Annotated in this window: 12 protein-coding genes; 9 read left to right on the forward strand and 3 right to left on the reverse strand. The window is 55.9% G+C overall.

Annotated elements, in window-relative coordinates:
• The first annotated feature begins 113 nt into the window (after positions 1-113).
• The 4 genes from D0Y96_RS03915 to D0Y96_RS03930 all read left to right on the forward strand — a co-directional run bounded on the left by D0Y96_RS03915 (position 114) and on the right by D0Y96_RS03930 (position 3,683).
• Positions 114-863 (forward strand): YebC/PmpR family DNA-binding transcriptional regulator, encoded by a 750-nt coding sequence (locus D0Y96_RS03915; protein ID WP_117298070.1) that lies wholly within the window; start codon positions 114-116, stop codon positions 861-863.
• Positions 864-1,156: 293 nt separating this feature from the next.
• Entirely contained in the window at positions 1,157-1,678 is a 522-nt protein-coding gene (locus tag D0Y96_RS03920) for an acyloxyacyl hydrolase (RefSeq protein ID WP_158562177.1), read from the forward strand.
• A 36-nt stretch (positions 1,679-1,714) separates the two neighbouring features.
• Entirely contained in the window at positions 1,715-2,656 is a 942-nt protein-coding gene (gene ftcD / locus D0Y96_RS03925; protein WP_117298072.1) for a glutamate formimidoyltransferase, read from the forward strand.
• A gap of 55 nt (positions 2,657-2,711) precedes the next feature.
• Positions 2,712-3,683, forward strand: coding sequence for a hypothetical protein (locus D0Y96_RS03930; RefSeq protein WP_350448961.1), 972 nt, complete (start codon positions 2,712-2,714; stop codon positions 3,681-3,683).
• Between the two features lie 23 nt (positions 3,684-3,706).
• Here the strand turns inward: D0Y96_RS03930 and pncA are convergent, their stop codons facing one another.
• Positions 3,707-4,366, reverse strand: coding sequence for a bifunctional nicotinamidase/pyrazinamidase (gene pncA / locus D0Y96_RS03935; protein WP_117298668.1), 660 nt, complete (start codon positions 4,364-4,366; stop codon positions 3,707-3,709).
• 17 nt (positions 4,367-4,383) lie between these two features.
• Positions 4,384-5,496 carry a hypothetical protein gene (locus D0Y96_RS03940; RefSeq protein WP_117298073.1) on the reverse strand — a complete coding sequence of 371 codons (1,113 nt, stop codon included), beginning with the start codon at positions 5,494-5,496 and terminating at the stop codon, positions 4,384-4,386.
• Between the two features lie 32 nt (positions 5,497-5,528).
• On the opposite strand from D0Y96_RS03940, the gene D0Y96_RS03945 reads away from it, so the two are divergent.
• Positions 5,529-6,002: an NUDIX hydrolase gene (locus D0Y96_RS03945; RefSeq protein ID WP_252263478.1), complete on the forward strand. Its 474-nt coding sequence runs from the start codon at positions 5,529-5,531 to the stop codon at positions 6,000-6,002.
• Between the two features lie 52 nt (positions 6,003-6,054).
• On the opposite strand, the gene D0Y96_RS20355 is transcribed toward D0Y96_RS03945, so the two are convergent.
• A complete protein-coding gene (locus D0Y96_RS20355) occupies positions 6,055-6,510 on the reverse strand; it encodes a hypothetical protein (protein WP_252263479.1) in 456 nt (151 codons plus the stop codon).
• Between the two features lie 549 nt (positions 6,511-7,059).
• On the opposite strand from D0Y96_RS20355, the gene D0Y96_RS03950 reads away from it, so the two are divergent.
• From D0Y96_RS03950 to D0Y96_RS03965, 4 genes are all read left to right on the forward strand, one after another.
• Positions 7,060-9,879, forward strand: a complete 2,820-nt coding sequence (locus tag D0Y96_RS03950) for an alpha-amylase family glycosyl hydrolase (RefSeq protein WP_252263480.1) — start codon at positions 7,060-7,062, stop codon at positions 9,877-9,879.
• A 344-nt stretch (positions 9,880-10,223) separates the two neighbouring features.
• Positions 10,224-17,699 carry a beta strand repeat-containing protein gene (locus tag D0Y96_RS03955; RefSeq protein ID WP_158562179.1) on the forward strand — a complete coding sequence of 2,492 codons (7,476 nt, stop codon included), beginning with the start codon at positions 10,224-10,226 and terminating at the stop codon, positions 17,697-17,699.
• A 56-nt stretch (positions 17,700-17,755) separates the two neighbouring features.
• Positions 17,756-20,830, forward strand: coding sequence for a serine/threonine protein kinase (locus tag D0Y96_RS20670; RefSeq protein WP_158562181.1), 3,075 nt, complete (start codon positions 17,756-17,758; stop codon positions 20,828-20,830).
• Positions 20,827-21,873, forward strand: a complete 1,047-nt coding sequence (locus D0Y96_RS03965; RefSeq protein WP_147324901.1) for a tetratricopeptide repeat protein — start codon at positions 20,827-20,829, stop codon at positions 21,871-21,873. Before D0Y96_RS20670 ends, D0Y96_RS03965 begins: the two co-directional genes overlap by 4 nt.
• Positions 21,874-21,883 lie beyond the last annotated feature (10 nt).

Raw genomic sequence — 21,883 nt, forward strand, 5'->3', positions numbered from 1 at the left:
CCATGCGCGAAGGCCTGATATATACTTTTAAGTTGCGGGACGTACTCTGAAGTCACCTCTTTTCCTGTACTTCGCCGCAAAATCATCTCCAGCAAAATGCTTCCGAGGTCCTCATGTCCGGCCATTCAAAATGGGCGACAATTAAGCACAAGAAGGGCGCGCTCGATGCCAAGCGCGGGAAAATCTTTACCCGTCTGATCAAGGAAATCACCATCGCGGCCCGCTCCGGAGGCGGAGATCCCGACGGCAATCCTCGCCTGCGCTCTGCCATCGCGGCTGCCAAGGCCGAGAACATGCCCGCCGACAACATCAAGCGTGGCATTCAGCGCGGCACCGGCGAGATCCCCGGTCTGCAGTACGAGGAAATTTCCTTCGAGGGCTACGGCCCTGGCGGCGTTGCCGTCATCGTCGACTGCACCACCGACAATCGCAACCGCGCCGTCAGCGAAATCCGCCATACCTTCTCAAAAAATGGCGGCAACCTCGGTGAGCCGAACTCCGTCCGCTTCATGTTCTCGAAGAAAGGCCTCATTGCCGTCGCTAAAGAAGTGGCCGACGAAGAGAAGCTCATGAATATTGTGCTCGAGCAGGGTGGCGAAGACCTCAACGACGAGGGCGATACCTGGGAAATCCTCACCGATCCCGGCTCGTACGAAGCCGTTGCTCAGGCTGTTCGCGATGCAGGTATTGAGACCGTCATGTCCGAGATCACCATGATCGCTTCAACTTACACGAAGCTCGAAGGGGCGGCTGCTGCACAGATGCTGCGCCTGCTCGATGCCCTTGAAGATCATGACGATGTACAGAACGTTTATTCGAACTTTGACATGGACGCGAAGCAGCTCGAAGAGGTTGCGGGCTGACGGCCGTAGTCATATCATCCGGCAGGCCGCCCATCGGCGGCCTTTGCTTTGCTCCGTGGAGAGAACGGATTTAAATGCGCAAACAGCTTTTTGCTTTTTTTTTCGCTGCCCTGTTTGGGATTTCACTGACAACAGTCCCCAACGTCCATGCGCAGTCCGCGCACGTATCAACCGGGTCAGGTGATCGGTCAGCTGACGCGGTTCTTGCTGCACGGCCGTGGGAGTGGGGACCATTCTTTCAGGGCGGTGTCGGGGTAGGCGAGCGCTCGGACTTTTCCTTTACCAGCGCAGGCGTGCGTCTGGGTAAAGTGATTACCGACCAGCACCTGGGAGGCTTCTTCCGCGGGCAGTTCGAGTATGCGGGAGAGATCATGCCGTATTGGCAGGCATTTACACCTCCTCCACATCTCCAGGCGGAAAAATTTGTCGATCCTGCTACCGGCCTGACAACTTATGTCAATGAGCCAGTGGGCGGCGGCACATATACCGGTGTCAGTATTACGCCGATCATTCTGCGCTGGAACTTTAAGCCGCACGGAAGGTTTGTTCCCTGGTTTCAGGGGGCCGGCGGTCTGATTTATACGACACATAAGTTTCCGCCCGATGTTCTGGTTCATCACGGAACCCCAGGTGCTACCAGTGTTTTTAATTTCAGTCCGCAGGGCGGCGGCGGCTTTCATTACTTTGTAAGGCCGAAGGAGTCGATTACCTTCTCCGCAAACGCTATCCATATCTCCAGTGCTTCGCTGGGAGACAGAAACCCAGGCGTCAATGCCAGCATACAGTTCCAGATTGGCTATACCTGGTGGAAGTGAAGCAGGGCAGAGTGCACGGGAAAGGCTCAGAACACAATGTCTGATGCTCTTGTCGAGTGCGTTCCCAATTTTTCAGAAGGCCGAAATGCCGTCATTGTTGAATCGATCGTTTCCGCAATGGCGGTAGAGGGTGTGTCTCTTCTGGACTGGTCGCTCGATTCGGACCACAATCGCTCGGTGGTCACCATAGTCGGGCCGCCGGCCGGTGTGCTCGAGTCCGCCGTTCGCGGAGCGGGCCGTGCCGCCGAGCTGATTGATCTGACGTCTCAGAGAGGGGTTCATCCGCGTATCGGGGCCGCGGATGTGATCCCATTTGTTCCGGTACAGGGCATTTCGCTGGATCAGTGTGCGCTGCTGGCGCGTCAGGCCGGCCAGCAGATATGGTCCCGGTACGGTGTGCCGGTCTATTTCTATGAAGCCGCAACCGCCCGCCCGGACCGGGTTTTGCTGGAGGAGGTTCGCCGAGGGCAATTTGAAGGTCTGCGCGAGGCGGTAAAGAAAGAAACAGCCCGTCAGCCGGATGTTGGCGGTCCTGATCTGCATCCAACCGCAGGAGCTTCCGCTGTCGGCGCGCGCCGTTTTCTTATTGCCTATAATCTTTATCTTGACATTCCTGATGTTGCTGTTGCCAGAGCTATTGCAAAGGAAATCAGGCAATCCGGAGGCGGGCTTACCGGCGTAAAAGCAATGGGGGTGCTGGCCCATGGGCGGGCTCAGATTTCAATGAATATCACTGATTTCATGAGAACACCGGTCGGAAAGGTGTACGCCATGGTGAAATACAAGGCTGCTCGCTACGGAGCTTCGGTAACAGAGGGCGAGCTTATCGGTCTTATCCCGGAAGCCGCGATTGAGCGGGACAGCGAGTGGATGCGTCTATTTAAGGAGTTCGACTCCGACAGCCGGATCATCGAGCGCAGACTGGAGCGCCCGCTTTCCTGGCCCGCATCTCTGCCAGCCGGTTCGGGTCTAAGATGACAATGGCGGTCAACGGAATGATCCGGTACCGCCGGTAATGTGGAGGAAAGTCTTCGTGAAACACGGTAAGCGATACGGAAATATCCTGAGCATGACTTTGATTGCCGCTTTGGCCTTCTCTGTCTCTGTAATGCCCGCCTCTGCAGCGCAGCTCGATAACGATGCGCGTTCAGCCATTCCCCTGAATGTTCAGCAGCTTATCGTGATTGACTACCGTGCCATGCAGAATTCGACGGCAGCGATGGATCTCAAAGCGCGTGTCCTGCCTCCGGAGCTGAAACAGCTCGAAGATGCACTGAAGAGTTCAGGCTTTAATGAGAACCATGATGTAGAGATATTGGCCTTTGCCGCTTACCGTGCGGGAAATGGCGACAGCACCAAAGTCGTTGGAATTGCTCAGGGGCAGTTCTCGGTGGCCGATATTCTGGCAAATTTCAAGAAAAAGAAGATTAAATTCACTTCCATTCGTAACAACCATCTTTATCCGATGGGTTCCAGTGGGATGCTTGTGACCTTTCTTAACCCGACAACGATGCTTTTCGGTTCCAATGACGCCATTCGGCCTGCACTCGACGCTCGCGATGACCTCGCCCAGAACTTTATGGATAACAGCGCGATGATGACGGCGATGCAGTCGGTCGATTCCGAGCCTCTCTGGAGCATTCTCGATCAAAAGGGAACGCAGTATATGATGCGCTCTCTTTTGGGGCAGGCTTCTCAGCTTGCCGATTACGATACCGTCAAAAAGCGCCTGTTAAGTTCGAGCTACACCATGAACTTTGACAATGGAGTTAAGTTCAGCCTCTATGTCATTACACCGGATACCTTTACGGCCGCCACGATGTCCTCTCTGCTCAATGCGGCAGCTATGTATGAAAAAGTAAGTGGGACGCCTACAGAGAAGCAGGCCGTCGACAGCACCACGATCAACTCTGCTGCGGGTAAGCTCGAGGTCAGTTTTGCGGCTTCCGATAGCCAGTTTTCGAGTCTGTTGCAGTCGCCGCTCTTCCAGTCAGTGGTGAAGTAATAAGAGCAGCTCTGCGGAACTCATTATCTCACCAGACTCTGGCTGTGTGCGACTGAAACTCCGGACCGGGAGAATTCTCTCTCGATACTGGCGACGGAATCGTTGAGATCGATTGCCATGCAGGCATCAGGAAGGATCACGGAAGCAAAACCGGCGCGCCGCGCGTCGACAGCGGAGAAGCCGACGCAGTAGTCATAGGCCAGCCCGGCACAGAAAACGCGTGCGAATCCACGATCCCGAAGATAACTGGCAAGTCCTGTGGATGTGGTGTGGTCATTTTCGAAGAAAGTGGAGTAAGAATCGATTTCCGGGCGAAAGCCTTTGCGCAGGATCAGTTCTGCCTGAGGCAGGTGCAGGGTTGATGGAAAATCCGCTCCTGACGTTCCCTGAACGCAGTGATCAGGCCACAACACCTGTACGCTGTGGCCGGTCTGAATGGACTCAAATGGCTGCTTTCCTGGATGTGACGATGCGAAGGAGATATGTCCCGGAGGGTGCCAGTCCTGAGTGAGAATGATATGGGCGAAACGGACTGCAAGGCGATGAATGACTTCAATGACATGATCTCCGTGCGGAACGGGAAGACGACCTCCCGGGCAAAAATCATTCTGAACATCCACGACAAGCAGGACATCCTGGTCAGTTAATTGAATCCTGTTATGCGAACCATCGAATGTCTTCATGACGAAGCTCCGGCTCATCAGAACGGCTTGCCGCGAAAAAGAAAGACGAGCTCGATGATGAGAATGATGACCACGGTCAATTCCAGGAAGAATGCGCGTCCCTGATTGAACTGATCGACCATAAAGCGGTAGAGGTCTTCTGCCGTTCGGATTTTCTCCGAAACAAGATCTTTGTAGTCGGGCACGCCCACGCGGGCTGCCGCCAGTTTGTAAAGACGAGCGGAGAACATATCGCTAAGAAATTTGATCGCATTATCGGCGTGTTCGGTCAGCTCAACGACGTCGAGCAGCACGGTATGCAGGCGGGTTGCTGAGCGCGCCAGACGCCAGCGGGCAAGAAGACCGGTGCCGTTGTCCAGCGAGTCGTAGACGGTTTCGAGCTCAGCGGTCAAAAGCTCATCGTAGTGGCGGAATTCCAGCAGCTGAGAATTGGCATATTCCAGCAATTGAACCGCAGTGTCCGCTCCGGGACCGGTGTCGTAAAGAAAAGCGCAGTTCCAGCCGATGACGGCAAGATCACAGGCGTAGTACGAGATGCGCGACTGGAGGACTTCGTTGATCTCACCTTCGGCCAGTGCAGCCACTTCACCGCGAACGACCTGGGCAATGCGACTTCCGTCGGCTGTGATCATCTGGCTGGCTGAAGGTGAATCTGTCATCTCCTGTACATGGAAGATGAAATAGTCTTCGCTGAGCCATTCGGTGGTGTAGGGCTTGACCAGCGCCGGGGCGGCACGTTCAAGCCGCTGACGCACGATACGGCCGGCATGGGCTGAGAAATCAACATCCCATACCCACCGGCTGGAGAGGCGGACCAGAGTTTCCCAGTCACCTGAGAAGGGAAGCTCCAGTACGACGCTGATGATGCCGTAATCATAGTATTTAATTTCAACATCGAGGCGTTCGCCGCTTTCGAGCACCATCGGCTCGATCGTTTCCACGACAGGCGGGCGCTGATAACGGATGTATCCAGGGGCCGGATGCTTCAGGCTTGGCTGCTGAACAATACGTGCAGAAATGATCTGCTGGAGCTGATCGAGGCGAATTTCCTCACAGATATCGAACTGAATGAGAACGATCACGAAGCCATTCAGGGAAACTGGTGCGGACTGAGCGGCGACCTCTGGCATGGAAATGACCTCGCGTGTATCGCATGATAGCAATGAGGCAGGTCATTATGACGAAACGGAGCGCCGGGCTGCTGATGTTTCGGCGGCGTGAGCAGGGGATCGAAGTCTTCCTGGTACATCCAGGCGGGCCGTTCTGGGCAAAGAAGGATTTGGGAGCATGGTCAATTCCGAAGGGTGAGATCGCCGAAAATGAGGATGGAATGGAGGCGGCCAAGCGCGAGTTTGCCGAGGAGACCGGCATGCAGCCGGAAGGGATTTTCTTTGCGCTGGGAGAGGTTCGACAGGCTGGCGGCAAGGTTGTCACAGCCTGGGCGATGGAGGGGGATTTTGATCCCTCCACGTTAGTAGCCAACACCTGCGCGATTGAATGGCCGCCGCGGTCCGGGCAAAAGATGAAGGTTCCGGAGGTCGATCGTGGAGAATGGTTCTTACTGGAGACCGCGCGCGAAAAAATCCTTAAGGGACAGGGGGTCCTGCTGGATATGCTGCTCCGAATAGTGAACTGAGACGCCGCACCATGTATGATGAGCCCGCTGCTTCTTTCCTCGAATGAGTCATTTACGGGTTTACAGTGGCTGATATAGCAGAGTGCGGAAAACGGGCCGACGGATCAGGCTTACTTCTGCATCTCAAAGGAAAGTCATGATGGAGTTTCACATTTCGCGCGAAGCCCGGGATCGCTATCAGGTCAGCGATATGCTGTTTAACTTTGTTGGCAACGTTATTTTTGGCGATCTCTCGGCCTGCCGTGAACTGGCATATCGCATGAACGAGGTGCGCGGTACGGCGAACGATCCGGAACGCACGATTCATCCTGGGGCGCTCTTTGCCATGGGACTGATCGATGAGATCAGCCACGCGCTCATCGCCCATTACCGCAAACAGCGCGACCCCGAGGTGACGCGTGCTGCTCTTGACTGGTTTGGCGCGAAGGTCGGAGAAGAGCATCTCGATCAGCTGTTGCGAGCTTTTGTGCGGGAGTTTCCAAACGTTGCGATTTATCGCGGTCAGCAAAAACCGGATGAGTGGCTGGAAGGCTCAACAGCAGATGGCATGTCTCATCGTGAGGCCGTGCTGGAAGAGCTGATTTTGTTATGGCTGGCGAATCGCAACCCGGCATTTCAACCCTTTCGTGAGCTTTACGACGATACAAAGCTGGCACAAAATACTGCGTATTCGCAGATTACGACTGAGCTGAGCAGCTATTTTGCCACCCGTCCCGATACAGGTCTGGGCCGCGGCAGCCTTCTTGATCTGCTGCAGGCACCGATGGAAGCTGCTCCGGATTCACTGAGTGGGCAGCTGGCGTGGATTCGTCAGAACTGGGCTACGGGGCTGGGCAGTGCACTGGGCGAGGGACTGCGTCGCGTGTTGTTGGCTGCGGACGTCCTGAAAGAGGAAGAAGTCGCTGTCTGGATGCGGTTTCATCCGGCGTCGGAGCAGTGGCACCACGATCCATTTCCTGCCGGCAGCGTCCATGCAGAGGTTCCGTTTTACGAGCGAGCCGCGGGCGAGAGGCCTGGCGATCCGGAGTATGAGCGTTTCAGCCCCGATGTGGACTGGATGCCGAATGTCGTCATGGTCGCCAAGAGCACCTATGTCTGGCTGTCGCAGCTTTCGCGTCAATACAACCGCGCAATTGAACGGCTGGATCAGATTCCGGATGAAGAGCTGGATCTGCTTTCGCGCCGCGGACTGAATGCGCTGTGGCTGATTGGAATATGGGAACGAAGCCCGGCTTCGCAGACGATCAAACGACTTTGCGGGCAGCCGGATGCGGTAGCGTCGGCATATTCACTCAGCAGCTATCACATTGCCTGGGACCTGGGAGGGGAAGAGGCTTATCATAACCTGCGTGAGCGCGCGGCGCAGCGCGGCATTCGGCTCGCGAGTGATATGGTGCCGAATCACATGGGCATCGATTCACCCTGGGTGGTCGAGCATCCGGATTGGTTCTTGTCTCGGTGGGATTCGCCGTATCCGGCATACAGCTTCAATGGACCCGACCTGTCGAGCGATCCGCGTGTCGAGATCAAAATTGAGGATCATTATTACAACCAAAGCGATGCCGCTGTCGTGTTCCGCCGCCGCGACAACCATACGGGCGAAACCCGTTACGTGTATCACGGAAACGATGGGACCAGCTTTCCCTGGAACGATACCGCGCAACTGAATTATCTGCGTGCCGACGTGCGCGAACAGGTGATCCAGACAATTCTTCATGTGGCGCGGCAGTTTCCCATTATTCGCTTTGATGCAGCAATGACACTGGCCCGCAAGCATGTACAGCGACTGTGGTTTCCGCTCCCGGGAACAGGAGGATCGATTCCTTCGCGCGCAGAATCGAGTATGACTCTGGAAGAGTTCGATGCGGCGATGCCGCATGAGTTCTGGCGTGAGGTGGTGGATCGCGTCGCTGCCGAGGTCCCCGGCACGTTGTTGCTGGCAGAAGCGTTCTGGCTGCTGGAGGGATATTTTGTTCGCACTCTCGGGATGCATCGTGTCTACAACAGCGCGTTTATGAATATGCTGCGCGACGAGGAAAACGCAAAGTATCGCTCAGTTATTAAAAACACAGTTGAATTTGATCCGGATATTCTCAAGCGTTATGTGAACTTTATGAGCAATCCGGATGAGAGGACGGCAATCGATCAGTTTGGGACGGGTGATAAGTACTTTGGCGTATGCACTGTGATGTCGACATTGCCGGGGTTGCCGATGTTTGGCCACGGCCAGATTGAAGCGTTCACGGAGAAGTACGGTATGGAGTACAAAAGTCCACGCTACGAAGAGGCACCCAACGAAGGCCTGGTGGAGAGGCATCAGCGTGAGATTGCTCCCCTGCTGAAGAACCGCGAGGTGTTTGCTGAGAGCGCGGAGTTCTCACTGTTTGATTTCTATAAGGATGATGGAACTGTAGACGAAAACGTCTTCGCCTATTCCAACCGCCTTGGAGATCGGCGGGCGCTGGTCATCTTTCATAACAAGTATTCCGATACGACGGGCACTTTACATCGTTCAGCAGCGGGTATAGATAAAGGAACAGGCGCGCTGCATCAGCGTTTTTTGCATCAGGCACTGGGGTTGAATGCAGAAGATGGACTTATCTTTGCATATCATGACAATGCTACAGGGCTTCATTATCTGCGGCGCTCATCGGAGCTGACCTTTCAGGGATTGCGGCTGCAGCTGCGGGCATATCAGTACCACGTATTTCAGCATTGGCAGGAACTGCGTACGACCGATGAATACCCCTGGGACGCATTGTGCGATGAATTGAATGGGCGCGGAGTGTGGAATCCCGATGAGGCGCTGTCGAAGTACAGGCTCCGGCCACTACATGAAGCGTTGCAGCAGGCTCTCGATCCGGCGCTGCTGCGCTGTCTGGCCGATATTGCCGAGTTTGAAGACGTGGAACACAGCAGGCATATCTCTCGCGCGAGCCAGCCACCGTGTAATCGCGACGAGGCTCTGAATGGGCTTGTAAAGCGAGCGGGGAAGTTCTTCACCGAAGCGAACGCCGCTCTGCGAACAGATGGAGAGACGGCAGGAACGTCATGGCGCTATGAGGCCGCGCAGATGTACAGCAGGCTGCTCATGGCGGCGACCAGGATTCCGCAACTGGAAGACGCTTTTGCTGGTGGATGGCCTGTGGATGCGCGTGCGGTTCTCCCCAGCCGCAGCCCGAGAGTGAATGCGATCCTGATCTGGGCTCCGGTGGCAGCCTGGTGTCTGGTGGAGGCCCTGGTTAAAACACATCCCATCGAGGAGGCCACCACAATCTTCGATCGCCTCTATCTGCGTTCGGCGCTGGCAGAGAGCTTTCATCCGCTGGGTCTTAACGGCGACGATGGCTATCGTGCCGCCGCTCGTATCCGGATACTGCTGAACGGCAAAGAAAGGCAGACTACTCTTAATCTTAACTGGAATGATCCTGACGTCTCCTGGTTGACCGGCCTGCACGAGGTGAACGGCATCCGCTGGTTCAACAAAGAAGCCCATGAGCAACTGCTGTGGTGGACCTGTCTGCCGGAATTGACGGAAATGCTGATGCAGAAGACAGAGAAAAAAGCGGCCGCCTCTGCAAAAGACTCAACCCTGGCATCAGCTATAGCCAAACGAATAACCGATGCGACAGAAGCAGCAAAGAAAGCGGGGTACCGGCTGGACCGGATGCGCGTATCATCAAAGGTTTCGGCAGAAGTGGAAGGCAATATCGCCGCGGAAGGCAAGACAACGAAGATTGAAACCAAAGAGAACGCTCTGCCGCCGGAAGATTTGTCAGACCAGCAGGCCATGCAAAATGACAAAGCGGCTGGGACTTTATCGCAGACAGACGGCAGCGATGAAGGAGAACCCGGGCAGAACCGAAAAGTAAACTGAAAGCATGACTGTTACCAAAGTGAAGAGGCAGTCAACATGGGAAGTGTGTATTTGTTGGCAATGTCGTGGACGTAATGGATTGCCCTTGACCGCTCTTACGCGCTGATCTAAAGTTCTTCTGAAATAATTTGTAGAAATTTAGCGTAAGCGGGTGATAAGCAATGCCCCTACGTCTGCCTTGGTGCGTGAAATCTGCACCTGTTTATTTTCTCGTCATCCTGATTTCAGGCTTTTTGGCAGGCGGCTTTCGGGCTGCTGCTTACGATGGCTCGATTTCAGGCTCTTCCCCCGAGCGCTCCGTTCTCCCACCAACTGTGGCAAGGCGGCAGGCGCAGAATCTTCCGTTGCTGTTTTTAAAAGATCCGAATGGCGTGCCAGGGGCAGACGGCGCATACAGCGGCCTCAACAGCGAATACGCTTTATGGGTGCGTCAGACGGGATTTTCCGTCGTTACTACCCACGTCGAGAATCACATCGCAGGCGTGCAGCTGCGGTTTGCAGGTGCAATGCCTGCAGGAGCGATGCGCGCGGAGCAGTCACCGACAAAGCTGAATGAATACATCGGTTCCGACCGATCAAAGTGGCAGGAAAATCTGCCGACTTACCGACGGCTGATCACGAGTGAGATTTATCCAGGCATTCATGTGGAGTATTACGGCACGGGATCGCATCTGGAGCATGATTTTGTAATTGCGCCGGAAGCGGAGCCGGCGCGGGTCGTGATCGATGTGGGCGGCGCAGAGAAAATTGCGCGTGAAGCAGATGGATCATTGAGGCTGATGACGCGGTCCGGTGTCGTGAATATGCTTCGACCGCAGGCTTACCAGACAAATAAGGATGGAAGCCGGAGATCGATAGCTGCAGAGTATGTTGTTGCGGGAAATTCGATCCGTTTTCGGCTTGCCGATTACGACAGGCATCGCGAACTGATTATCGATCCGGTAATTGTGTGGTCGACATTTCTGAATGCTTCAGGCACTCTGTCGACCGGAACAACGGTGACCGGAATTGTTTCAGACGCGAGCGGGAATCTGTACCTGACAGGAAACGTGACGTCCACGGCGGCCTCAACAGCATTCGACAGTGCCGGTTTTTTCGGGCCCGGCAGTGCTGTTGCGAATGAAGATGGAAACAATCCGAGTGACAACACGGCGGATGCATTTGTCGCTGCATTACCGGCGAATGGTGAGGGCGCAGAAGCTTCGTGGGTGACGATTATCGGCGGGACTCTGGGCGCGACGTCTTCAGCAATTACGCTTGCTCCGACGACGCCCGGGCTGATTTATTTCGGCGGCAGCACGGCGTCGGTCGATTTTCCTGCGACTTCAGGGGCATACTCGACTTCACGAGGGAGCATTGCCTCCGTGGGATGGATTGCAAGCCTGAATCTGAACGGCGCAATCCAGAGTGCGACGTTTGTTCCCGCCAGCTCGGGGACGACGGTGACCATAGCGGGCCTGGCAGTGGATTCGTCAGGGAATGTTACTGCGGCTCTGGGAGTAGATCCGACAGGCACGTTTCCGACGACGGCGAATGCGCTGGGATACACGACGAACCCCGGAGCCGCAGTGCTGGTGCTGAATGGAACACTGACAGGTAGCGCACAGCTGGCGACGTATTTGGGAGGGTTTACAGGAACAACGACGCTGGCATCGGTTGCCGTGGATGGACTGGGTGGAATTTATCTGGCCGGCGAATCGACCGGAGATTTCCCGGAGGCAGGTGCATTCTCACAGACGAACAGCTTTGCGCACAACAGCAGCGATGGCAGTACCGGGGACGTATTTGTTGCGAAGATTACGCCGCCGGTCGGCGCAGCGACAACATACGGTGTGGCCTATGCTGCATGGCTGAGCGGAAGCGCGGCGGATGAGGCTTCCGGCCTGGCACTCGACGCGGCAGGGAATGCTTATGCCTTTGGCACTACAGCATCGAGCGATCTGAGAGCAAATTTCACCTATACGAATACTGCAGGTCCGGTAACAGCGCCGACTGCGGGCACGCTCAACGGCACGGCGATGCAACTGGTATTTCCAGCAAAGAGTACGGGCGGTACACCGGGCGGCTACTTGGCAAAGGTGGACGCAACTGGAAAACCAGTGGGTTTTACCTATCTTGGTGGCGATGGATCAGATTTTTTGCAGGGCGGCACACTGGACAGCAACGGAAATGTCGTTCTGGTAGGCAGCACAGATTCCACGTCGGGCAAGTTTGTTCCTTCGGTTGCGGCCACGTTGCCTTCCGATATGCAAAATGCCGCTGGCACACACGCGTTCGCAGTGCAGATAAAAGGTGATCTGTCGGCAGGCTTGTACGATGCAAATCTGGGCCCGGTGGGGACTGGTCCGGCAACTGCCGCAATCACAGCCGATGCACAGGGACTGTCGTATGCTGCGCTGAACCTGACAGGTGTCGCGTATGCCTCGGCATCTGGCCTGCAAAGTGGGCAGGGAAGCAGCGCATCGACGCCTTATGTCGCAGCGCTGGCTGCAGCAACTCCGGGAACGGGGGCGGGGTTCAGGGTCGCGTCAGCGACCAACAATTATGGAGCGAACGGGCTTGCAGCTGGTGACGCTGTCTCGTGGATCTGGACACTAACAGGACAAAACGGCGGTGCCAAAGATGTAGTCGTCAACCTGCCGGTGACTGCGAGCGCGAACAGTGCATTTACTGTCACCGGTGCAACCGGGACGGCATCTCCGGGCTCATGCGTGACAGGCGCGGGAGGACTCACATGCATAATTCCGTCACTTGGTGATGGCAGCAGCGTTACAGTCACTGCAGCGCTGACGCTGGGCGCCTCGGGTGGCCCTGCCGCCGGATTAACACTGATGGCAACCGGATATGACGCGGAAGGCGATCAGATTTCTCTGAACCAGGCAAGCGCGCCGCAACTGAGTCTGAGCATTGCGCAGTCGTCGGCTACTGTGTACGCGGCTGCATCGCAGACCGTGGCTCTGGCATTCAGCGGTACTGCTGAGGAGACATACACCTTCAAGGTGAGCAATGCGTCGGGCTATGTGGGAAGCAACGTTGTGATCACGCCGTCGCTACCTGCAAACTTCGTCGCAGTGACGGTCTCTCCGTCGACCTGCACCGCAATGACATGTTCTATCGCAACACTGGCCGCAAACGGCAGCAGCTCCTATTCGATCACCGGGTACTACAGCGACTCAGCACTGTTTCCGGACGCGACACCGGTGACGGTATTGCAGGATGTGAATGCCACTGCGGTTGCCACCGGAACGACGGCTGTAGATACGACAAAGGTGACCACAACGGTCAATCGAGGGTTCAGTATTGGCAACTTCAGCGTGTCCGGTCCCGGTGCGTCATCCTTTGTTCTCGGTACAAATATTGCGCTGACGTACAACCTGACGAATACAGGTCCAGGTGCTGTCTATGGATTGCAGCTTGGCAACACGCTGACGGTCGGCGGGTTGACCATAAATGTGGTTTCGACAGGCAGCGGAATTTCCTGCAGCAGTTTTGGAAGCTGCACGATTCCGGTGCTGCCGGCCGATGGCGTGGCACATGCCTTCACCGCCACTGTGGTCTTTCCTGATGGCCCAGCCCCTGTCAATGCATCACTAGGATCGGGAACACCTGTAACGGTCGGCAGTACAATCACGGTTCCAACGGGCTTTACCGAGATATCAGGCAGCAATACGGGGAGCCTGGGTCCGATCACCGTGGAGCGATCGGCACATTTGAAAGTAAATACATCCCAGAGTGCTTATTCCGGTGCACAGACGGCGTTCAATCTGGGAGACACAGTCACCTATACGGTGACCGTGACAAACTCTGGACCGAATCAGACAGGCACGACAGATACACTGCAGCTGACGCCTCCCTCAGGCAGTGCAGCTTTTACGGTCACGAATATCGCCGTACCTGCGGGAGGAAGCTGCGGGACGGGATCAAACCCGCTGTGTACTCTGCCGTCGATTCCGGCGAATCATTCTGTGACATTTACGGTGCAGGGTTCCTACGCGGATACAGCAACCAATGCCGCGGTAACCGGGGCCGTGATCCCAGAGGCATTTTCGGCGGTCAGCACATTGAGGAGCGCGTCGGATTCGAATGCTGCGGGAACCGCTTCGGGCGATAACACGGCGACGGTGAACAGTCCGGTGCATCGCACGGCCACACTGGTGATTCCGACACCGACTGCGACGGGTGGCAGCCTGTCATGCCCGGCAGGTCAGTCGCCGTGCGTGTATATGGCCAATACCATTGCGTCTCCATATGGGCCAAACGATATCGCGAGCTACACAGTGCAGGTAAGTAACAATGGACCTGACATAGCGACGGGCGTCAGTTTCACACTGCCGCTGCCGCAGGCGCTGAATGGAGCAACGGCACACATTGTGAATGTAACGACCGGACCAGTGGAGACACCTGGTACGCCTGCATTTGGAAGCGCCGTGAGTTGTACCGCAACAGCGGCGTCGATCAGCTGTTCAGGCGGAAATCTGCCGGTGGGAACGAATGTGCTGACGGTAACCTTCGCCGGTACGTATGATGCTGCGACGGTTCCCACCGCGTCGACTGCAGTCGCTGCGGCCAGCACTGCAACGGTATCGACGACAGCAGCGAGTGCGGGCCAGCCGGCAAGCGGATCAACAACTGTAGCGAGCGCGCTCCCCTCGATATACGTGGCGCGGGCGGTTCATCTGAAGCTGACGAAGACGCGGAACATCGCGATCGATATACCGGCGGCGACGTTCGCAATTCGAACAGATGGCAATGGGCAACCGGTAATCAATCTGGATGAGCATCCAGGCCAGCTGATAGCAGGAGCTAATGACGCTCTGGAGTTCGATTTCACACTGAGCAACCTGGGTGCGAATGCGGCTCCGGCAGGATGGACAACCGTGACGGAGATGCTGCCTCCGTATTTTGAAATTGTCACAGCTCCGAATCCATCCGTGGCGAGTTGTGTCGTTGCAGGGGCCACCATTACGGCAGGTTACATGACGGGCGCAGGCGGTGCTGCGATGAGCTGCACTCTGTCGGGCAGTCTCGCGGGTGGCTCTGCGCTCAGCCCCGCCGGTGCATGCACGGTAAATGCGGCGTTCCTTTGCTATCAGGGAAAGTTTATCGATGGAAAGGGAGCGGCAGCAGATATTACAGGATCACCCGTCAGCGGATGGACTCCTGAGATTCCGCTGATTGCAGCATCCTCGAAGGCGGTGTCGACGAACGGGATGACTTTGGTACCAGATGCAGTCGATCCGGTGAGTAACAGCGATGCTGCCAGCGGCACTATTCCTTTCAGTGTGCAGAGAGTCGTGCATTTGCATGTGCTGAGCTCGAAGATCATGCAGACGAATGAGACGGCACTGGCACCGGTGGGCGGTGTGAGTGGAGCCGGTATCGCCGAGGCTCAGACCGCAGTGCAGGGCGGGGCTGTGGCGAATTATCTTCGGTATGAAGCGACAGTGGTGAACGATGGGCCGAACTGGTCGGTACAACCGCAGCTGACTGCGGCGACAGATAAAAACTTTACGCTGGTGGGCGAGCCGCTGAATGGCGCAGTGATTGCCTATGCCTCTACGGCTGCGGCAGGTTCGGGCACGAGTACTGGTCAGGCACTTGGCCCGCTGAGCCAGATGAGCAGTGCAGCGGAGCTGTTTGATTTTGATGGATTTTATGGCCTGTCAGCGTTTGCCAATGAGAACTGCGATGTGCAGACGGGCGCCCCGGCGAATTCATTATGTGGAACCACAGCTCAGACGCAGGCCTTTGCCTTTGGCAGTGTTGCGGATGCAAAGGCGGAGGATAACAGGAATGGCAATGTGCCGCTGCCTCCGCTCCTGGCCATTCTGCCGGTGACAGTGGTGAACACGCCCGTTGGAAGCTCATTTACGCTGCAGCCGTATGATCCTGCGCAGACTGCAGGAAGCAATGTGCCGCTGACGCTGACGATTCCGGCGGTTAGCCAGGCCGGAATTACCAGCGTGGAGCAGGTAAAAGCTTCACAAAGTGACGGCGATTTACCGGTGGCCGCTGCGGCAACAGCTGCTTACGCGAAGGGTGCAAAGCTATATGTGTATGGCTCTCCGTCGACAAGTAATGCAACGCAGCCCGGACCGTACTACTACGAATCGGCCAGCGATGCTGCGATTACCGGAATGACGACGGTGTGTATCGCGAATCCTCCTGAGGTTTTTGTAAAGCCGGAACGGGCACTGCTGTGGGCACTTCAAGGTGTGCCTTCCGGAACAATGCAATCGGGAGCAATTTCTGTACAGTCAGATGGAGTATTCAATGTTGCACCTCCAAATGCTTCTGTGCCGATTGCTGAGATTAGCGGAGCAACTGAGCAGGAGCAGTTTACCGACGGCTATCCGACCGTGACTGCCGGAGGGAAGAGTGTTCTGAACAGTGCTCTGGGTAAGCCTTTCTGTGGAACGGTAGACGGATACGCGAATGGAGCGCTGAGCTATCCTGCGAGTGGCAATGTGACAGCGAGTGGCTCGCCGATGAAGCTGGCACTCCTGGAGCCGCTGAATTTTGCTCCCACATTCGGTACGAACGCAGCGCTGTCGACACCGACGGGAACAAGCGGTGGTAAGGGTGTGACGGCATCCACATATACTCTCGATCTGTCGATCGCGAGTGGTGGGGTATTCGATTACAACGACGGCGAGCCATGCTACCTCGGTGGGCAGCGAACGGCATGTCACGATAACAACTATCTGACGACATGGTTGTTTACGGGGAATAATCTGCTGCAGCCTCCACAGCCGGTGAGCCCTTCGGCTTCTCTGGTTTCGCTGGGAGGATCGGCAGTTCCGATATATGCGTATCCGGGCACGAATAATCCGATGGCCCCATTCAGCCAGGTTCCGTCGGCAGGAAAGCAAAGCGTGACGCTGCTGACCGGCGCGAGCCTGAATGTGGTGGTCACGGATCAGATCGGCAGTCAGACGTTTAATCAGGAGAGCTTCTGCGACCCCAATGTGCAGGGAGCGGGGTATGCATATCTGGCGGCTTCGAGTTGCAACGCGCAGGCGATCGCAGCGAGCACTCCGTCACAATCGCAGGCGCTGCCGCTAACGAAGAACAATGTTACGGTTCCAGGCGCGGAGGTTTTGTATCTGCCGAGTCCTGGTGGTGCAGGCGGCGGAGTGACAGTCGGCGGATATCTCGATCCGGATGTCCAGGTACCGAATGAGCCTGCAAGCTGCGCAGCAAGCGAGAGTAACTGCGTTTCTGCTGGTTATGCCGTTCCAACAATTCAGGCGGGACAGAGCCAGGCGTTCGCGTGGGAAAGCCTGTATTTTCTGGCGAGCGGGAATGCAGGAGTGCCCTATCAATTGAGCTGTGCGAGCGTGAGCACGCTCGGTGGCTCAGCAGTGCAATTCACGTCTGTCTCTGGTTCAAGCTGGGCAGCGAGCTCGCTCGGGATTACGTGCGCGTTGAATCCAACAGGTTATACATTTACGAACAGCACAATTCCCGGTGTCGTAATTGGTACGACGGCGACGGTTGCCAGGATGGAGCGACCGGCGATCGGAGGAAGTCCCGGGCTGCCGAGCAAGTTTTTCCTGTCGTTGCTCGCACCATGGATGATTGTTCCACTGACCTTCCGTCGAAAGTGGATGCAGGGAAATACCAGATTCATGGTAGTGGTGTGGCTGCTGGCCGGACTGGCCATGTGCACAGGCTTAATGGCCTGCGGAGCGGGACCGAGTGTGCCGGCAACGACGTCAGGCCTTGCGGCAACCCCTTCGGGAACATATGCGATTGCGGTGAATTATTCAGGTGGTGGCGCTTCAGGAACGCACTACTTCTATATAACGGTGAAGTAAAGATTCCTGATGCGCTTTGGGAGAGAGGTTTTGAAATTGTCGGGAGAAACACTGCGGTGAGTTCGTCCCCTGTCACGCATTTCGACAAGTACGAAGTAACTGGCACACTGGGCCAGGGCGGGATGGGTGTTGTCTACAAAGCTGTGGACAGAAAAGGCATCCGCGGGCGTGAAGTGGCGATTAAGACGCTGACGAATCGCACCGAAGAGAATCTGCGGCGCTTCGAACGGGAAAAACAGGCTGGTTTCCTTACTCACCCCAATGTCGTTCGTGTTCTGGATGCGGGGGAGCAGGATGGACTGCCGTATCTGGTACTGGAGTTTGTTTCCGGCGAGCCTCTTGATTCGATTCTGAAATCAGGCCGCGCTATGCCAATGCTGCAGCGGCTGAAAATCATTCGCAGCGTGTGCGACGGGCTCTATTACTGTCACCAGAATGGTGTAATTCACCGTGATATTAAGCCGGCAAATGTGATCGTGCAGCAGGATGGCACTTCGACCATTATTGACTTCGGAATCGCCAGGCGAATCGATCAGCCGGATAACGGACCGGAGTATGACAGCACGCTGACTCAGGTGGGCAGCGTAATCGGAACGCTGCATTATCTCGCCCCGGAACGGTTTCGCAACCAGTGCGATGGGCGTGCCGATGTTTTTTCGACGGGCGTGATGCTGTATCTGTTGCTGACCGGCGAACTGCCGTTTTCAGGCACGGATGCAGGACAAGTGCAGCTGAAAATACTCAATGAGTCGTATGCCTCGCTGCAGTCGATTTTGCCGAATGCGCCGGAAGTGCTGGATCAGATCGCGGCGCGGTCGCTGGCAAAAAATCCGGATGAACGGTACGCAACGGCCGAAGAGATGTCTCTCGATCTCGCTGGAGTAATCGAAACAATGCAGCGCGAGCAGGTGGGAGATCTCTTCCGCACGGCACAGCGCGCATATGAATCCGGCGATCTGGTGGGCGCAAAAGATATTGTGCTGCAGATCACAAGGATTGATCGCGATCATCTGCAGGCCCGCCAGCTGCGCGTAAAGCTGGATAATGAGCTGGCTGCACAGGAGCGCCGTGAAAAGATGCGCGTTCTGACCTCTGAAATTGAAGATGCCCTGCGCGAGCGCCGGTATGACGATGCGCTGAGCAAAGTAGAAGAAGCGCTGAGTTGGGATGCAAAAAATGCAACCCTGTTGCAGATCAGGGAAGAGATTACCGAAAAGCGACGCCGTGCGAATCGTGTGAATGATCTTATTTATCGGGCGGATGAAGCAAGAGCGCGCGGCGACTATGACCAGGCTCTGGCGCTTGCATCGGAGGCCGCCGGACTTGATCCCGCAAATTCGTCCGTGATTCTTGTGCAGAAGGAGATTGGCCGCGAAGCACAACAGGCGGCACTGGCAGGGAAGCGCCGTACGATTCTTGAGAATGCACAGAGAGCATTCGACTCACGGCAGTTTACTGAGGTACTGAGGATACTGAGCGAGGCACAGACGCTGGGTATTCAGTCGGCGGATATCGATCAGCTGCGTCAGGATGCGGAGGCCGCTGCTGAACAACAGCACCGCAGAAGAATACTGGAGCAGATTGAGGAGCAGATCGACGTAAGCATTCGCGCGGAACAGTATTCGGATGCTCTGGATAAGCTGAATCGAGCACTGGAAAAACTGGCAGGCGAGCCGTCGCTGCTGCGCAGAAAAGCACAGGTGGAACGTCATCTGGAGGAGACAGAGACACAGAAGCTGGTGGAAACAACACAGCGAGCTGTGCAGGAAGCACTGAGCCGCTCTCCGGAAGAAGCACTGCAGATTGTGAGTGCCGCGCTAAGCAGGTATCCGTCAGACACGCGCCTTCTGGACATGCAGCGGAGCGTGCGGCAGCAGGTGAAGCGGCAGGCATCGGGCGCGCAGCGTGCAGAGTCACTGAGGCAGGCCAATACAGCGCTAAGTCAGAAGCGATTCGGTGAGGCGATTGAGATTCTGGAAGGGCTGAGGGCAGAGTTTGGTCATTCACCGGAACTGGATGAGTTACTGGATATTGCGCAGACGCAGCAGAAGGAATATACGCGGCAAAGGATGGTGCAGGATACGATCCTGGAAGCGGATCGACTGACGGGTACAGGACGCTTCAATGAGGCAGCGCAGGTACTGGAAGCTGCTTTAGCAACAACCTCTGATGCATCGCTGCAGCAATTGCTGGAAAAAGCGAGAGAACGCGAGAAAGAGGGTGGACGCAGGATTCTGGCAGCGTCGGAACGAGTAAGCGAACTGATTGACGCGGGTCAGTACGATGATGCATTGCGAGCGATCGAAGCTGTGACAAGGCAGTTCGGAGTAATTCCTGAGCTTGAATCGTTGCAGGACAAGGTACGCGCGGCAATCGAACGCGAAGCAGCTCTGCATACGGCGAAAGAATCTGCCTCGGAAGCGTTGCGGGCGGGTGAACTAAGTAAAGGGATAGATGTTCTTGAGGGAGTTCGTCACGCATACGGTGAGTTTCCGCAATGGAAATCTGCAATTTCCGAATACAGGATGAATGCAGCCAGAGTTGCCGACCGGGTTGTGGAGCAGGCGGTGCGGCAATCGCGCGAAGCCCTGCTGACAAAGAAACATGAAGAGGCGGCACAGGGACTGCAGGCGGCTCAGCCTGCGCTGAAATTTGCGTCAGATTCGGCAACCCAGGAATGGCAGCGGTTAGTGGAAGCAGCAGCCAAAGCAGGGGTAACTGTTGAGCAGGGCTCTGGTACCGGAAATGTTGTTATTCGCAAGGGCCTGAGTCGCTGGATGCTGATTACAGCGGTGGTCGTTGTGTTGCTCGCTGGCGGTGCACTGGCGTATTTTCTTCGTCCGGCGAGTCCGATTCATGTGCTGGAGATCGGGGTACAAATCAATGCTCAGCCCTGGGCTCACATTGATCGGATGGTACGCTCAGCAGGCAATGGATCAGAGGAACATGTAATCAATCAGGACACGCCAATGCTGGTGAATCTTCCAGCGGGAAGTTATGAGGTCTTTTATACGAAGCCGGATGGCACAAAGGGAATGGGACGGTGTGAAGTCAGCTCAGCGCAAAACACATGCACCGTGAACACGGGCTATCAAATGGATATCGATAGCCTGGTTGAGGGGCAAAAATGATGCTGCGAAAGTCCGGTGGCCTTTGTTTACTGGCAGCGTTCCTGATGGTTACTCCGCAGACGTTGTTCGCTGGCCAGGAGAGCGCTCCGCCCTCGCTGAGCGGACTGGCGGGCGGCTATATCAAGCGGGGTGACGATGCGTTGAGCAATAAGGATTACGACAAAGCTCGCCAGTATTATCAGCTGGCACTGAATCCAGGATTCCATGCCACTCAGGATCAGATTGATTATGCGACGAAGAAAAAGCAGGAAGCGGAAAACCTGCAGCGGGAAGCAAATCTGACGCCTGCGGAGAAAAGTCTGGACGCAGGCAAAGATGCTTATCGTAAAGGGAATCTGGCACAGGCAAAAACCTCGCTTCTGCAGGTTCAGTCCGGCACCGATCAGTATGAGGATGCGCAACAGTATCTTTTCAAAATCAACCTCTATGAAAAGGCACAGGGGCTGGAAGCACAGAGCCCTAAAGTCGCGATCGATATCTATGATCAGTTGATTGCAGATCCTTCCTTTCCTCTCAATGCTCAGGTAAAGGCGCGAATTGGCGAACTGCAGACTACAGCAGCTAAGGCGGCGGTGCCTGCCCGCTCTGTATCGGTGGTGAAAGACCCTAAAGCTCTTTTAGCAGAAGCGCATGCTTTACAGGACAAGGGTGATCTGACGAAAGCTAAGGCCGTGTTCCAGGAAGCATTGGGTATCGATGCGAAAAATGCTGAGGCGCTGGCAGGGCTGAAAGCGATTGATGATGCGCTGCGTGCGAATGCAGATCTGCAGCTGAAAGAGGGAATCAAGGAATTTCTGACCTGCGATTATCGCGGCGCAGAAGATTCGCTGAAGCAGTATCTCGATTCTGGCGCAGGCCATGCGGGCGCCGCGCACTTTTTCCTTGGAGCGGCGGAGACGGCAGAGACTTTGCAGGGACAGACGGATCAGCGATTGCGTACTGACGCGGGGAAACAATTTTCGCAGGCGAAGAGTCTCGGATATCGGCCGGTGCCAGGCAGCGTGTCTCCCAGAATTCTGAATGTATGGAAAGGCAGCGTATAAAGCGCAAGCC

It is taken from the genome of Paracidobacterium acidisoli (assembly GCF_003428625.2).
GTDB classification, from domain to species: Bacteria; Acidobacteriota; Terriglobia; order Terriglobales; family Acidobacteriaceae; genus Paracidobacterium; species Paracidobacterium acidisoli.

What these genes read in the sequence shown, in the direction of transcription:
- D0Y96_RS03915 (WP_117298070.1), top strand. Translation starts at nt 114, where the DNA reads ATGTCCGGCCATTCAAAATGGGCGACAATTAAGCACAAGAAGGGCGCG.
- ftcD (WP_117298072.1), top strand. Translation starts at nt 1,715, where the DNA reads ATGTCTGATGCTCTTGTCGAGTGCGTTCCCAATTTTTCAGAAGGCCGA.
- pncA (WP_117298668.1), bottom strand. Translation starts at nt 4,366, where the DNA reads ATGAAGACATTCGATGGTTCGCATAACAGGATTCAATTAACTGACCAG.
- D0Y96_RS03940 (WP_117298073.1), bottom strand. Translation starts at nt 5,496, where the DNA reads ATGCCAGAGGTCGCCGCTCAGTCCGCACCAGTTTCCCTGAATGGCTTC.
- D0Y96_RS03945 (WP_252263478.1), top strand. Translation starts at nt 5,529, where the DNA reads ATGAGGCAGGTCATTATGACGAAACGGAGCGCCGGGCTGCTGATGTTT.
- D0Y96_RS03950 (WP_252263480.1), top strand. Translation starts at nt 7,060, where the DNA reads ATGCCGAATGTCGTCATGGTCGCCAAGAGCACCTATGTCTGGCTGTCG.
- D0Y96_RS03965 (WP_147324901.1), top strand. Translation starts at nt 20,827, where the DNA reads ATGATGCTGCGAAAGTCCGGTGGCCTTTGTTTACTGGCAGCGTTCCTG.